We start from the raw sequence: 15561 nt of genomic DNA, 5'->3' as shown, positions 1-15561 counted from the left end.
ATCCACCGGAGTTGGCAAGCCGGCTGTCATTGCGATGAAGGCGAACCGGAGCCGCCACGCAACTCCGATCCACCATGATTCAAAACCTCAGTTGGCCTTGTTCTTGAATGGCTTGCGCTTGGTGCCCTCGGCGCCGCCCTTGTCGAACTTCGGTTTGTCGAACTTGGGCTTGTCCGACTTCGGCTTGTCGTAACCCGGCTTGCCGGATTTCTTGGTCCAGGGCTTGCTGTCGGTCTTTTCCGCAGGACGGTGATCGGCACCGGCGAAATCGGGCTTGCCTTCGAATTTGCGCTTCGGCTTGCCTTCGCCCTTCCAGTCGGCCTGCTTCGCCGGATAGGGCTTCTTGCCGGCAAAGCCGCCGGAGAGGTTTGGCATGCCGTCGAGTTGGGTCACGACGATGCCCTTTTCGAGCGCCCGCTTCGGACCGATCGCCTCGACGAAGCGATCGGAAAATTCCCGGGCGATCTCGACATAAGTTTCCTCGGTCTGCATCTTGATCGCGCCGATTTCCTGCTTGGTGATCTTGCCGATGCGGCAGAGCATCGGGATCAGCCAGCGCGGCTCGACATTCTGCTTGCGGCCGGCCGACAGCGAGAACCAGACGCTGTCGCCGAAATCGCCGCGCGGCGCACGCGGCTCGCCGCGTTCGGGACGGTCACCACGGATGGGACGATCACCCGACGGCGTATAGGCCGGCGTGTCCATCAGGTCTTCCGGCGCCGAACGACCGGCGCGCGCCTGCCTGAGGAAGGCGGCGGCGACCTGATCGGGACCGTGCTTTTCCAGGATTTCGCGGATGAAATCGGCCTCGTCCGGCGTGATCGGATCGGTCAGCGCCGGATCGGCGAGAACACGCTCGTCGTCGCGACGGCTGACCTCGTCGGCCGATGGCGGCCGTGCCCAATCGGCGCTGATATTGGCGTCGCGCAGCAGTCGCTCGGCCTTGCGGCGGGCGCTGTTGGGCACGATCAGGGCGCTGACACCCTTGCGCCCGGCGCGTCCCGTGCGGCCGCTGCGGTGCAGGAGCGTTTCCGGGTTGGTCGGTAGGTCGGCATGGATGACCAGTTCGAGCCCCGGCAGATCGATGCCGCGCGCGGCGACATCGGTGGCGATACAGACGCGGGCGCGGCCATCGCGCATCGCCTGCAGCGCGTGCGTGCGCTCATTCTGGCTCAACTCGCCGGACATGGCGACGACCGAGAAGCCGCGATTGTTGAAACGAGCGGTCAGGTGATTGACGGCGGCGCGGGTCGAGCAGAACACCAGGGCGTTCTTCGCCTCGTAAAACCGCAGGACATTGATGATGGCATTCTCGCGGTCGGCCGGGGCAACGGTCAGCGCCCGGTATTCGATGTCGAGATGCTGCTTCTGCTCGGCCTGCGTGGCGATGCGCATGGCATCGCGCTGGTAGCTCTTCGCCAGATTGGCGATCGAGCGCGGCACGGTTGCCGAAAACATCAGGGTGCGGCGTTCGGAAGGCGCTTCCTCCAGGATGAATTCCAGATCCTCACGGAAACCGAGGTCCAGCATTTCGTCAGCTTCGTCGAGAACGACGGCCTTCAGCGACGACATGTCGAGGCCGCCACGGCGGATATGGTCGCACAGGCGACCGGGCGTCCCGACGACGATGTGGGCGCCACGATCGAGCGCGCGGCGTTCGCTGCGCATGTCCATGCCGCCGACACAGGAGGCGACGGTCGCGCCGGTCAGTTCATAAAGCCATTCCAGTTCGCGCTTGACCTGCAGCGCCAGTTCGCGGGTCGGAGCAACAGCAAGCGCCACGGGTGCGCCCGCCTGGCCGAAGCGATCCTTGCCGTCGAGCAGTGTCGACGCGAGCGCAAGGCCGAACGCCACCGTCTTGCCGGAGCCCGTCTGCGCCGAAACCAGCGCATCCCTGCCCTCGAGTTCCGGGGCGAGGACAGCCTTCTGAACCGGCGTCAACTCTGAATACCCGCGCTTGCTCAATGCCTGAGCGATCGCCGGAGCGATGCCGTCTAACTCTGCCATATGCTTATCTTTCGGAATTCGGATGTCATGCACGCCTCGGTGGACGAGAACAGGCGCAGTCTCCGCGGCCGGCACGTCGCCAGCCAATACATGCGCGCCCTCTTACTGCGACTGACGGGAATTGTACAGTGTGCAATGCAGCATCGTACAAAAACAGCGTGCGGGATCGGTCGTTGCCAACGCGAAACGAAACGGCCATGCATCCTCTCCGATACATGGCCGCGCTTCGTTCCAATTCCGGCAAGCTTCAGCGTGGCTCAGCTTGTCAGGCGCGGGGTGCGGACCACCTTGTTGAACAACGCCTTCATCGCCGTTTCGATGCCTTCCGTCGGGCTCACTTCGAAGTAGAAGCCGGGCGACGCGCATTCCTGCATCTTGGTGCCGATTTTCGCCTGGAAGGGCTTGATCCAGCTATTGTACCAACTGTTGTTCGGCAGCGGCAGATAAGTGGTGTAGAGCACCGCAATCTTGATGCCGCGATCCTTCAACGTGGTGCAGTAGGTGGGGTCGATCGGCTCCTGGCAGCGCGTGCTGCCGCTAAGCTTCTGCGTGCATCCCTTCGGCTTGTTGCTGTCACCCACCCCGTCAGCCACGAAAAAGACGATCTTTTCCGGGCTGGAGGAACTTGCGCCACTGCCGGGCGTATCGATTTCGGCGTTGATCTTCGTCAACGCATTATCGAAGCTCGTCTGCTGGTCATTGTTGTATCCCTGGTAGGGAATACTCATCAGTTTGATATCCTTGGTGCCGGACTTCACCTTGGACAGGTCCGACGTCAACGCCGCGACCTTGAGGAGCTTCACGTCCTGCGCGGTTTCGCCAAACGTATAGGCGGCCATGCGGAACTGATTGGAATAGCTCTGCGTCCGCTCGGCCTCCACCGTCAGCGCGGCAACGGCCTTGGCCACCACGTCGATGCGGATGGTGATGCCGTTGTTGCGGGCAACGAAATAGTTGCTGGTCGTGTCGATCACGCCCTTTTCCGAGACGATGTGACAGGCAAAGGCGCAGTTCCTGGAGCCTGAATCCTTCACGCTCTTCGTCGCAAGAATCATATTGTCGACGTCACCGGGTGTGGCCGCGACGCCCATGGACGGCGTGTTGTCGAGCAGCATGTAGAAATCCATGAAGGACTGCGATTGATAGACAGCCGTGGCCTTGCCGGAAATGGTGATGGTATTCTTGCCGATAATGCGCAGAAGCGATGTATCGATCGTCGCCTGGTAGGTCAGCTCGGCCTTGATATCCTTGCCCTTTTTGATGACGGACACCTTGACCTTGTTCATCTTGAAGTTCTTGTCCTCGCTTTGCTGCCCGTCAAGAGCGGCGGCTTCCTTCTGCGCCTTGAACAGAGCTTCGGCCTCGGCTTCGCTCAGCGGAATGGGGCCATCCTGCGCCATGTTGATCGCCTGGCTGACACCGGCCGAACGCTCCGAGATCGCGCCGATGACAGCCGCGTCCGCCGCGTTCTGCAATTCCGCCTGCAATTCCATGGCCCGGGTAAAGTCGATCGCCATGCCGGCGCAACCGAGGATCGGCACAATGGCAATCGCGCTCATGATGGCGAAGTTGCCCGAGCGGTCCGCAAAAAGCTTCTTCAAAATGCGCACTATCGCCACCTCGCGTTCAGGCGCCGCCATCGCGACGCATATGTATTGATGAAGCCGGAAAGGTAGCAACGAAGTTCTAAATAGCCGTAAACCGCATTGGTTAATGGCGGGAAAATTCAATAAAAATCATTATGTTAGTTTCTATTCGCATAAAGCCATACAATTAAACTCATGGCGCAACATCAAAATTGCACTGATACATTTTGAGAAAATTATGAATTATGCGAAAATCGCAAATTAAAAATTCAACTCAGGAAGAATTTATAATTTATAACTGACAACGACACTGCAATTTCGTTGTCACATATCGCAACAATATTCAAATTCGGTGCCTCCTTGAAGCCACCCAACCAACAAATACCTTAACTATTATCATGCCCAAAAACGCAGAACCTTACGCGAACCATCAGCAAGAAGACGCGCCAAAGTCGCAGAAAGTGTCTTGCGGAAAGACCTGTCAGCGCTCAGATCGTCGCCAAAAATCTCCGTCAGGCCAAGCAAGGCAGCGACGATGTCCTCGGCATCGTCGAGCGTTCGCACCAATCCGGCAATGCGCGTAGCCATCGGATCGCGCACGTCGATGTCACCGCCGGCCTCGTCGATACCACGGGCATAACGCATCCAGGCGGCAACGCCGAGCGCCAGCCGATCATAGGGTTCACCGGCCTCAATGCGGTCGCGGATCGTCCCCAACAGCCGCTGCGGCAACTTCTGTGAGCCATCCATGGCGATCTGCCAGGTCCGGTGACGCAGCGCAGGGTTCTTGAAGCGCGCGATCAGCGCCTTGCGATAGATGTCCAGATCGAAACCAGCGAGCGGGGGCAGCGTCGGCGACACTTCCTCGCGCATCAGTCCCTCGATCAGGCTCTCCATGCCCGGCAGAGCCATCGCCTCGGCCACCGTTTCGGCGCCGGCGAGATAGCCGAGATAGGCGAGCGTCGAATGGCTGCCGTTGAGAAGCCGGAGTTTCATCGTCTCGAAAGCCGACACGTCCTCGACGAAGACCACGCCGGCCTCTTCCCAGCGCGGCCGCCCCATTGGAAAGTCGTCCTCCACCACCCATTGCCGGAAAGGCTCCGTCACCACCGGCCAGGCATCCTCCGCCCCGAGTGCCGTGGCAATCACTGATCGGTCGGCATCCGTGGTCGCCGGCACGATCCGATCGACCATGGTCGAGGGCGACGCCACGGTGGCGACGAAAGCCCCGAGCGCCGGATCGCGCAGTTCGGCAAAGCGGGTCACCACACGCTTCAATACATGCCCATTCGACGGAAGATTGTCGCAGGACAACAGCGTGAAAGCCGGAACACCGGCAGTCCTTCGCCGCGCCAGCGCCTCTACGATGAAGCCGACGGCGGATTTCGGTTTTGACGGGTTGTCGAGATCGTGAAGGATGTCGGGATGACTTTCGTCAAGCGCGCCGTTGGCCGGATTGTGGCAATAGCCCTTCTCCGTCACCGTCAACGAGACGATCCGGGTGGATGGATCAGCCATGCGCGACAGGACGATTTCCGGATTCTCCGGTGCAACCAATGTTTCAACGATACTGCCGATAACGCGCAGGGCGGCGCCCTGCCCGTCCTGAACTTTCAGCGTGTAGAGTTCTTCCTGCGGCGCCAGCGCATCGCGCGTGTCGGCACTGCGCAGCGATACGCCGCAAATTCCCCAGGACGGATCCCCCGCAAGCACCTCGTCGGTGAACACCGCCTGATGCGCGCGATGGAAAGCACCGATGCCGAGATGGACGATGCCGACCGTGAGCCCGGCGAGATCGTAGGCTGGCTTGCCGAAACCGGGGGGCAGTTGCGAAAGTGCTTGTCGGGATAGTCTGCTCATGTGGCGGGCTGCTGTTTGGCGCGTGCGACGATCTGCGATGGGTTGACGAACTGAAGCGCAAGGATCAGCCAGAAGAGCGTCGTCACCATGTAGATCACCGCCATGGCATCAATCGACTGGGCCGCGCGCACGCCGGAGGCAAAGACCGCGTAGTAGAGCGAGACCACCAGCGTCTGACTTGTCGGCCCGGCGACCAGGAAGGTCAGTTCAAACATGGCGATGGTGCGCACCAGCACGAGCAGCAGCGCCGCCAGCATGCCCGGCAGCAGCAACGGCAGGAGGATGCGCAGGAACAGGCTGCCGGTCCCGGCACCGAACACGCGCGCCGCCGCCTCGATGCGCGGGTCGATCTGCTCGATGAACGGGATCATCACCAGCACCACGAAAGGCAGCGACGGCACGAGGTTGATCAGCACCACGCCCCAGAAGGAGCCGCCAAGGCCCAGTTGATAGAGCACCGTCGCCAGCGGAATGCCGTAGGTCAGCGGCGGGATCAGCAGCGGCAGCAGGAAAAGCAGAACGACGATGCGCTTGCCGGGAAAATCCCGCCGCGCCAGCGCATAGGCCGTGGTGACGCCGAGCAGGCCGGAAATGATGACCACCATGAAGACGACCTGGAAGGTGACGAGAACCACGCTCGAAAGCTGAAACTCCTTCCAGGCGCTGAAATACCATTTCGTCGTTAATCCGACCGGCAGCCAGGTGCCGAGCCAACGGGTGGCGAAGGAATTGACGATCACGGCAGCAATGACCGCGATCAGATTGAGCACGAACAGGCCGGCCACGGCCCAAACGGCGAAGCGCCAGATTTTCGAGGTAAGGCCTTGGTCCCGGATCACAGCGCGGTCTCCCCTGTGGAGGTAAAATGGAGGGTGCGGTGGGTCATCGTCGTCATCCCTTCGTACCGCCGGTCGGGCCCCGATAAAACAGCGAGCGTCCGCCGAGCACGACCAGCACGACAATCAGTTCGACCGCCCCCATGATCATGGCAATCGCCGAGCCCAGCGAATGATCATATTGCTCGAAGGCCGCCTGATAGGCCGCGATCGAGATCACCCGCGTCGGCCCGGCCGGCGCGCCGAGCAGAACAGCCGAAGGGAACACCGCAAAGGCCTGCACGAAGGCAAGGCAGAAGGTGACGGCAAGCCCCGGAACCAGCAAAGGCAAAAAGACTTTCGTGAACCGCTGCCGCGCATTGGCGCCAAGCGTGGCGGCCGCTTGCTCGATCGCCGGATCGATACCCGTGACATAGGACAGGGTCAGCAGGAAGGCGAACGGGAAGCCAGTGATGACCAGCGACGCGAACACGCCCCAGTAATTGTTGGTGAGCTTCACCGGCCCGTCGAGCAGGCCGACGAGGATCAGCGTGCGGTTGAACCAGCCCTGCGGTCCGAGAAACGTCAGGAGACCGTCGGCGACGAAGACTGTGCCGAGCGTGATCGGCAGGACGAGGATCGTGGTCAACAGGCGCTGCCGTGTCATCAGCCGAACGCGAAACGCAATCGGCACCGCAAACGCCAGATTGACAATCGTCACCGGCAAGGCCAGCCAGAGCGTCGCGGCAATGGTGCGGTATTGGAAGGGATCGCTGAAGAAGGCGGCATAATTGGCGTACCACGCACCTTCCTTCGGCATCAGGGAATCCGCGAGACCGTAGAAGAACGGATAGATGAACAGCCCGAGCATGACGGCGAGACCCGGCAGAACCAGCAGCGTCGTTCCATCGAAACCGCGCGCGGCAAGCCGGGTGCGAAGCGATGCCGTGCTCATGCGCCGGCTCCCTTGAAAAGCCCATCTCCCTTGAACAGCAGCGCCCGGCCGGCAACCGGCTGCAGCGTTGCCGATGCGCCGCGCGGCATGGCCTGTTCGGCGCGGAAATAAAGGTCGGAACCGTCGCTCGACTTGGCCATGCCGAAAAAGGCGCGGCCGCGATATTCCATGTTGACCACCGATGCTGGGATACCGTCCGCCCCCTCGACGGCGACAAGGTCTTCCGGCCGTACCGAAAGCACCGCCGCGTCTCCGGCCCGCAATGACTCGCGCATTGTGCCCGTCAGCCGCGCACCTGCAACTTCGATCTCGGCTTCGTCTCCCGACACGCCGACGACCCGGCCGGGAATGCGAGTACGGAAACCCATGAAGTCGGCGACCTCGATATGAACCGGCCTCTGGTATAGGTCCTGCGGCGAACCGATCTGCATGATACGGCCCTGGCTCATCACGACGATCCGGTCGGCCAGCGACAGCGCCTCGTCCTGGTCATGGGTGACATAGATTGTGGTCGAGCCGATCTGGTCGTGAATGCCGCGAATTTCAGCGCGCATCTCAAGCCGCAGCTTGGCATCGAGATTGGAGAGCGGTTCGTCCATCAGGACAACCGGCGGACGGATGACGATGGCGCGGGCGATCGCCACGCGCTGCTGCTGGCCGCCGGAAAGCTGCCCCGGCAGCTTGTCGATCTGGCTTTCCAGCCGCACCAGCGCCAAGGCCTGCTCGATGCGCCTGTCCGCCTCGCTGCCGCGAATGCCCTGCATGGTCAGCCCGAAGCCGACATTGCGGCGCACGCTCATATGCGGAAACAGAGCGTAGCTCTGGAAGACCATGCCGAAGCCGCGTTTTTCCGGCTCCAACTGGTCGATGCGATTGCCGCCCAGCCGGATTTCGCCTCCCGACAAGGACAGAAGCCCCGCCACGCAATTGAGCGCCGTCGACTTGCCGCAGCCGGAAGGTCCGAGAAGCGCGATGAATTCTCCCGGCTCGATCGACAGGTCGATACCATCGAGCGCGGTATAGCTGCCGAACGAACGGCGCAAACCGTCCAGCTCAAGACGGGAGGTCTGTTTCGGCGAAAGCACTGTCGCTCCGTTTTGAACCGGCAAATTCAAGGTCGTCTCCTCTACAATAATAGATCCGGAGCGGCGGACATGCCGCCACTCCGGTTTTGATCAACTCAGCCCTTGGACGCGCCGATTTGTTCGTCCCAGATGCGGAATGCATCGACGATCTTGGCGGGATCGAGCGGCACTTCCAGCGGGTTGTTGGCGATCCAGTCCGCATATTCCGGCCGGCCGAACTCCTTGATGGCGTCCTGGCTTTCCTGCGGCGCCATCTCGATCGTCACGTCCTTCACCGCCGGACCCGGATAGAAATAGCCCTGGTCATAGGCGATCGCCTGCTGCTGCGGCTGGAGGACGAAGTTGATGATGTCGAGCAGGACGGAAATTTTCTCGTCCGATACCCCCTTGGGGATGACGGCATAGTGCGCATCCGTCACCCAATGGAATCCGTCGAGCTTGCCGACCTTGGCCTCCGCCGGAACGATTCCAAGCGCGCGCGGGTTGATGTCCCAACCGGTCGTCGAGACGACGATGTCGCGGGTGCCCTCGCCCAGTTCCTTCATCGTCTGCGTCGTGCCGGTGCCGTAATATTCGATGTTTTCGCCGAGAGCCTTGAGATATTCCCAGGTCTTCGTCCAACCGTTGACCGGATCAAGCGGATCGCTGTCACCGAGAAGGTAGGGAAGGCCCATCAGGAACGTGCGGCCTGGACCGGAATTGGCCGGACGGGCATACATGAACTTGTTCGGGTTGGCCTTCGTCCATTCCAGCAGTTCGGCAGCCGTTTTCGGCGGCGTTGGGACACGGTCGGGCATGTATTCGATCAATGGGCCGGACGGATAGTAGGTGACGACGACACCCTTGTCCTCGGCCAGCGCCTGCATCTTGAAGGCCTGCGGCAACAGGATCTCTTCGAGATTGGGAAGGTCGCCCTTGTGTGCGGCGAGATCCACCCACAAATCCTGGCTCAGGCCGGCGGCGAGCGCGTCGGTGCCGGTCAGCACGAGATCGATATCGACCTTGCCGGCGGCCTGCTGCGCCTTGATCTTAGAGGGCAGCTCCGGTGCCGGTGCCTTGGTGAAGGCAAAACTCGAGACCCATTCCGGCTTGGCCGCTGCGTAGGCCTCGAACATGCCTTGCGTCAGAGCCAGATTGCCCGCGACGTCGACCACGGTGATGGTCACGGGGCTTGCGGGCGCCTTGAGCTGGGCAAAAAGACGGCCGGGCAAAAGACCGAGGCCGGATATGCCGGCAACCCCGGCAACGAAAGTCCTGCGTGTCACGTTCATGTCGTTTCCTCCCTTGTTAAGCGGCGGGCGCCTCCTGCGCCGCCCGTCCGCATGATTTCGTCACAATCGATAGGCCCGCTTCGCGAGCCCGTAGGCAAGTTCTCCGGCAAGCCCGAAAGCCTCCTCCTCATCGAGGCGATGGTCCGCGATGAGCCGCGCGAGATAGGCGCAATCGACCCGGCGAGCCATGTCATGGCGGGCGGGGATAGACAGATAGGCGCGGGTATCGTCGTTGAAGCCGACCGTATTGTAGAAGCCGGCGGTCTCGGTCGTCGTCTCGCGGAAACGCCGCATGCCCTCGGGACTATCGAAGAACCACCATGCCGGGCCGAGCTTGAGGGCCGGATAGTGGCCGGCAAGCGGCGCCAGTTCGCGCGAATAGGCGGTTTCGTCCAGCGTGAAGAGGATCACCGTCAGCCGAGAATCGTTGCCGACGGCATCGAGCAATGGCTTCAGCGCATGCACGTAATCGGTCGCCTTGGGGATATCGGCGCCCTTGTCGGGGCCAAAATCGGCAAACAGCGACGGGTTGTGGTTGCGATAGGAACCGGGATGGATCTGCATTACCAGCCCATCGTCCTGGCTCATGCGCGCCATCTCGGTCAACATCTGACCCCGGAAGGCCTCCGCCTGTGCCGCATCCGCGCGCCCTGCCATAACGACCTCGAAAAGCTTGGCAGCGTCCGCCTGCGGAAGATTTTCCGTTCGCGCCGTCGCATGGCCATGGTCGGTCGCGGTTGCGCCACGGGCCTTGAAGAAGGCACGGCGCGCGCGATGGGCGTTGAGATATCCGGCCCAGGTTGCCGGTTCACCGGTCATGGCGAAAAGCCGCGCGACATTGTCGGCGAAACCCAGAACGTTGGGATCGACCACCGCGTCCGGACGATAGGTCGGAACCACCCGGCCATACCAGCCGGATTTGCGAACAGCATCGTGATGGGCGAGATCTTCGAGCGCGCCATCCGTGGTGGCGATGACCTCGATGCCGAAACGGTCGAACAGTGCCCGCGGCCGCATCTCAGGCGTGGGAATGGCCGCCTCGATCCGGTCGAACAAGTCGTCCGCCGTATCGATGGACAGCCGCTCGGTGATGCCGAACACCGTCTCCAGCGAATGCTCGAACCACAGCCGCGTCGGCGTGCCGGCGAATAGGTGGAAATGCGAGGCAAACAGCCGCCAGATCTTGCGCGGATCGGTCTCGACAGTCTCTCCATTGCGCATGGCAACCCCGAGATCCTGCAGTTTCACACCCTGCGAATAGAGCATGCGCGTCGCGTAGTGATCCGGCGTGATGAACAGCGCGGCCGGATCCGGAAACGCCCTGTCTTCGGCATACCACGACGGATCCGTATGCCCATGCGGCGATATGATCGGCAGCTTCTCGACACTGGCATAGAGCCGTCTCGCGATCGACCGCGTGCCGGGATCAGCAGGAAAGAGCCTGTCTGGATGCAATGCCATTCCTTGTCTGCCCTCCCGCTTCATCTCTTGGCAACGTGGTTCAACTGATATACTAGTATTCGCAACAGTGTCAACGCTTCGAGATTCTCAAATGCCACCATCATCGCGTCGCGACGTCGTCGTCCCCCTCGTCGTGGAACCGGCGGCCGCCAAACTGAGACGCGTGACGGCGGGGTCGGCGATCTACGACCGTCTGCACGCGGCCATCGTCTCGTTGCAGATGCCGCCGGGTATGCCGCTACAGGAAAAGCGCATTGCCGAGGAATTCGGCGTCAGCCGCACACCGGTGCGCGAAGCGCTCTTGCGCTTGTCCGAGGCTGGGCTTGTCGACATCTTCCCGCAGTCCGGGACCTTCGTGTCCCTGGTTCCCGTCGGCGCAATTCCCGAGGCGGTGGTGATCCGCAAATCGTTGGAGGGAACGACGGTGGAGACCGCGACGGTCACCGCGACGCCTGCGGACATTGCCCGGCTGGATGCGATCGTCGCCCGCCAGCGTCTGCATGCGGCGCACAACGAAACCTCGCTTTTCCATGAGCAGGACGAAGCGTTCCATGAAGCTATTGCCGTTATCGCCGGCTATCCCGGCATCTGGAATATTCTCAAAACGGTGAAAATCCAGATCGACCGGGCGCGCCGACTGACGCTGCCAGGGCTTGGGCGCATGGACAGCGTGATCGAGGAACATGTGACGATCCGCGATGCCATAGCCGCCCATGACGTGGCGCGAGCCCATGCGGCGATGATGCACCACCTGAATGCGGTCATCCCGGACGTTGCCGAACTCCGGCTGCTTCATCCCGATTATTTCAGCTGAATTTTCAACAGATCACCACGGAAGGAACACCAGGCATGCGGCAGGGATGGAGATGGTTCGGGCCAGACGCACCGGTCACACTGGACGACGTGCGCCAGGCGGGAGCGACCAATATCGTCTCGGCGCTGCATCAGGTGCCGATTGGCCGCGCATGGACCGAAAGCGAGGTGCGTGAACGCAAGGCCCTGATCGAAACCACGCCTGCGGGCCGCTCATCGCTCACGTGGTCGGTCGTCGAAAGCATTCCCATTCCCGATGCGGTGAAGCGCACCGGCGCAAAGGCCAAGGCGGAAATCGAAGCCTGGATCGCCAGCCTCGAAGCCGTGGCCGCCTGCGGCATCGATATCATCTGCTACAATTTCATGCCGGTCGTCGATTGGACCCGCACCGAACTGGACTTCGTCACGCCGACGGGCGCCACGGCGATGCGCTTCGATCATGAGCGTTTCGCCGCCTTCGATCTTTTTCAGCTTCAGCGCAAGGGTGCCGAAAACGACTATTCCGAAGAAGACCGCGTGCGGGCCAAAGCCGTCTTCGAGGCCATGTCCGAGGAGGAGATGGCAGAGATCACCCGGATCATCACCTCCGCCCTGCCCGGCTCCACCACCGAACCGATGACAGTGCCCGGCTTCCGCGAAAAGCTTGCGGCCTATGATGGCATCGACGCGAAACGGTTCCGCCAGCACCTGATCGAGTTCCTGCAAGCTGTCACGCCGGTCGCCGAGGCGCGCGGCGTCAAGCTGACGCTGCATCCCGACGATCCGCCGCGCCCGCTCTTCGGCCTGCCGCGCATCGCCTCGACCGCGCAGGATTATGCCGCGCTGTTCGACGCGGTACCGTCGCCGGCCAATGGCATGTGCTTCTGTACCGGCAGTCTCGGCGTGCGCGCCGACAACGACCTTCCGCAGATCGCCAGGCGATTTGCCGAACGCATCCATTTCGCCCATCTGCGCGCCACCACCCGCGAGGGCGACGGCCGCAGTTTCCACGAAAGCGCGCATCTGGAAGGGGATGTCGACATGGTCGCTGTGCTGAAGGAACTCGTCGCCGAGGACCGCCGCCGGGCGCCTGAGCATACGATCGTCTTCCGCTCCGACCATGGCCACCGCATGCTCGACGATCTCGAAAAGACCGTCACGCCCGGCTATCCGTCGATCGGCCGCCTGCGGGGACTGGCCGAACTGCGCGGCATTTTGCATGCGCTGGACGCCCCTCCAGTCTGAGATAAACCGGCATTTCATAAAGGGTAAACAGCCTGCCGCGTCTACAGCTACTGCAGGCAATTTTCCACACTGAAACGCAGGACGATGCGGCGCGCTCCACAGGGCGCCGCATCTTAAGATGGAATAATAACCGACCACGATTGCAACGCGAATGTGAATGACGCAAAGTATGGTCATTCAATTCAAAGTCGTCGTGGAGGTCATGATGAAAAAGGTTGCAAATTCCATTGACGTTCATGTCGGAAGTCGTATCCGCCTTCGCCGGGTAGCCTTGGGCATGAGCCAGGAGAAACTGGGTGACAGTCTTGGAATCACCTTCCAGCAGGTCCAGAAATACGAAAAAGGCATCAATCGCGTCGGCGCAAGTCGTCTGCAGAACATCGCCACCGTTCTGAACGTTCCGATCGCCTTCTTCTTCGAGGAATCGCCGCGCTCTGCCGGCGACGGCCCGGAGGAGATTTCCGATATCTCGACCTTCGTTTCGAGTTCCGAGGGACTGGCTCTCAACCACGCCTTCATGGCGATCACCGATCCGGCGATTCGCCAGAGCATCGTCAAACTGGCGAAATCCGTCGCCCGGAACGAAAGCGGCAAGAGCGCGGCGGAGTAATTTTCGTGGGGCGAGCAGGGTATCATCTCCATACGTTTGGAGAATTGCGATTGCTTGGACCGGATGGCCGGCAGGCGTTCGTGCCCGAACGCGGCCTGCTGATCCTCGCCTATATGCGCGCCAGCCAACGCGAGGAAGTCTCACGCGAAACCCTGGCCAACCTGCTCTGGCCGGATGCCGATCGCAGCGTCGCCTTCCAGAACCTCCGTTCGACCCTGCTTCGAATGCGCACCACCGACTTGGCGCAAACCATCCCGCTCACCGCCGATGGCCGGATGATCCGGCTCGCCGCCGACCAACTCGGCTCGGACCTCGATTGCTTCCTGCCTGCGAAAGACAAACTCGCTCGTCTGCGCCGTATCATCGAAACGATGCAGGATGAATTCCTCGCCACCACCCGCACCGCGAACGGCGCACTGAAACGCTGGATCGAGGGGCATAGACGGGCCTGCGGCGAACTGCTGCGGGCAGCGGTGATCGAAGCATCGTCGCTTGCAACCGAACGGAACGATCTGCGTGCTCTCAAGATCGGCTGCGTCCAGTTCCTGCAGCGCTCGCCGAACGACGCCGATATCCGCGCCATCATGGACCGGGCGCGGCTGACCGGGACGGATGAGACCGATAAGGTGTTCGCCACCGTGCGGGATGACCGCCCCGCGCCATCCACCGCAGTCGCACAGGTCCACGCGGAGGCGCCGACACCAGACAAGCCCGAGCGCGCCCATCTGCCGCGCGTCGCCCTGTTGCCGCCGGATACGGCCGAAGATACCCGTCTTAACGGCTCTGTCGCCAATGCACTGATCGAGGACGTGACGATCGGACTGTGTTCGCTCCGAACCGTCTCCGTCGTCGCGCCCTTCACCTCGGAACGAATCCGCGAATCCAGTGACAAGGCGGCTGTCCTCGAAAAGCACGGCGTCATATACGCGCTGGACACCAAGCGATCGGGCGACGGCCTGTTCACTCAGTTGGTGTTCCTGCCCACCGACGAAATCATCTGGGCCGAACGCTTTCCGCTGACGGCCGAAGGGTTGACCACGCAGCGCGCCGAAATCTCCCGCACGATCACGCAGACCATTGCCCGTCAGGTGGAGGAGACCGCAGCGGCGAAACTCGATTTCGACAGCCGGCCGCAGATGTATTTCAACTATCTCCAGGGCGTCCAGCACCTCTCCGGTCTTTCGCTGCCCAGCGTTCGCCGGGCCCGCCGCGTGTTTCGCGATACCTTGCGGGACGATCCGGATTTCGCCCCGGCGCTTGCCGGCGTGGCACGAACCCTGACGACCGAATGGCTCCTGACAGCCCGTGGCGACCAGGACCTTTTGAAGATGGCCGAGGAAAAGGCCATGGCCGCGGTTCGCCAGGATGGCGATCTGGCCGGAGGATACCGCGAACTCGGCGTCGTGCGACTCTATCTGGGCAAGCTCGACGAGAGCCTCGAGGCCTTGTCTGTCGCCGAAACCATCAGTCCGCACTACGCCGACGTTCTCTATAGCCACGCCGACAGTCTCGTGCATGCGGCACGGCCGAAGGACGGACTGAACAAGATCGAGAAGGCCATCGGGCTCAACCCGCTCTGCCCCGACACCTATTACTGGACGGCGGCCGGGGCGAGCTATTTTCTTGGCGAATTCGATGATGCCGTCACCTATGTCGGCAAGATGCGCGACAGGCGCCCCGCCGACCGTCTGCTGGCGGCGAGTTGGGGCATGCTCGGAGAAAAGAGCAAAGCGCGTGCCTGCCGCCAGCGCGTACTGCGCGACAATCCGAGCTTCGACCTCGAGCGCTGGCTCGAAGTCGTGCCGAACAGAGAAAACTGGCAGCGAGAACTTTACCGGGAAGGCCTGATCAAGGCAGGCTTCTGAACAAGGAGG

General features: G+C 61.9%; 12 protein-coding genes. 4 read left to right on the top strand and 8 right to left on the bottom strand.

The genetic code is table 11. The features are described from left to right. Positions 1-87 precede the first annotated feature (87 nt). From ACST81_RS10190 to uxaC, 8 genes are all read right to left on the bottom strand, one after another. A complete protein-coding gene (locus tag ACST81_RS10190; RefSeq protein ID WP_438752976.1) occupies positions 88-2007 on the bottom strand; it encodes a DEAD/DEAH box helicase in 1920 nt (639 codons plus the stop codon). 257 nt (positions 2008-2264) lie between these two features. Beyond that, on the bottom strand, positions 2265-3608 hold the full coding sequence (locus tag ACST81_RS10185) for a TadE/TadG family type IV pilus assembly protein (RefSeq protein WP_438753474.1): 1344 nt from the start codon (positions 3606-3608) through the stop codon (positions 2265-2267). A 381-nt stretch (positions 3609-3989) separates the two neighbouring features. Continuing rightward, entirely contained in the window at positions 3990-5453 is a 1464-nt protein-coding gene (locus ACST81_RS10180) for a mannitol dehydrogenase family protein (protein ID WP_438752973.1), read from the bottom strand. Beyond that, complete coding sequence (locus ACST81_RS10175) at positions 5450-6292, bottom strand: ABC transporter permease (protein ID WP_438752970.1); 843 nt, start codon at positions 6290-6292, stop codon at positions 5450-5452. Before ACST81_RS10175 ends, ACST81_RS10180 begins: the two co-directional genes overlap by 4 nt. A gap of 52 nt (positions 6293-6344) precedes the next feature. Then, positions 6345-7223 carry an ABC transporter permease gene (locus tag ACST81_RS10170; RefSeq protein ID WP_438752968.1) on the bottom strand — a complete coding sequence of 293 codons (879 nt, stop codon included), beginning with the start codon at positions 7221-7223 and terminating at the stop codon, positions 6345-6347. Continuing rightward, positions 7220-8308, bottom strand: coding sequence for an ABC transporter ATP-binding protein (locus tag ACST81_RS10165; protein WP_438752966.1), 1089 nt, complete (start codon positions 8306-8308; stop codon positions 7220-7222). The genes ACST81_RS10170 and ACST81_RS10165 overlap by 4 nt, the downstream gene beginning before the upstream one ends. A 95-nt stretch (positions 8309-8403) precedes the next feature. Beyond that, a complete protein-coding gene (locus ACST81_RS10160) occupies positions 8404-9579 on the bottom strand; it encodes an ABC transporter substrate-binding protein (protein WP_438752963.1) in 1176 nt (391 codons plus the stop codon). Positions 9580-9639: 60 nt separating this feature from the next. Then, positions 9640-11040 carry a glucuronate isomerase gene (gene uxaC / locus ACST81_RS10155; RefSeq protein ID WP_438752960.1) on the bottom strand — a complete coding sequence of 467 codons (1401 nt, stop codon included), beginning with the start codon at positions 11038-11040 and terminating at the stop codon, positions 9640-9642. Positions 11041-11131: 91 nt separating this feature from the next. Here uxaC and ACST81_RS10150 point away from each other — a divergent pair, with 91 nt between their 5' ends. The 4 genes from ACST81_RS10150 (at position 11132) to ACST81_RS10135 (ending at position 15552) form a co-directional block, all read left to right on the top strand. Further along, the gene (locus ACST81_RS10150; protein ID WP_438752958.1) at positions 11132-11854 is read left to right on the top strand and encodes a GntR family transcriptional regulator; all 723 of its coding nucleotides are present in this window, start codon (positions 11132-11134) and stop codon (positions 11852-11854) included. A 35-nt stretch (positions 11855-11889) separates the two neighbouring features. Further along, complete coding sequence (gene uxuA, locus ACST81_RS10145; RefSeq protein WP_438752956.1) at positions 11890-13077, top strand: mannonate dehydratase; 1188 nt, start codon at positions 11890-11892, stop codon at positions 13075-13077. Between the two features lie 169 nt (positions 13078-13246). Beyond that, on the top strand, positions 13247-13687 hold the full coding sequence (locus ACST81_RS10140; RefSeq protein ID WP_438752953.1) for a helix-turn-helix domain-containing protein: 441 nt from the start codon (positions 13247-13249) through the stop codon (positions 13685-13687). A gap of 50 nt (positions 13688-13737) precedes the next feature. Continuing rightward, a complete protein-coding gene (locus tag ACST81_RS10135; protein ID WP_438752952.1) occupies positions 13738-15552 on the top strand; it encodes an adenylate cyclase in 1815 nt (604 codons plus the stop codon). Positions 15553-15561 lie beyond the last annotated feature (9 nt).

The sequence above is a fragment of the Pararhizobium sp. O133 genome (assembly GCF_051669845.1).
Lineage (GTDB): Bacteria > Pseudomonadota > Alphaproteobacteria > Rhizobiales > Rhizobiaceae > Pararhizobium.
This window is presented reverse-complemented; position numbering and strand designations above follow the sequence as displayed.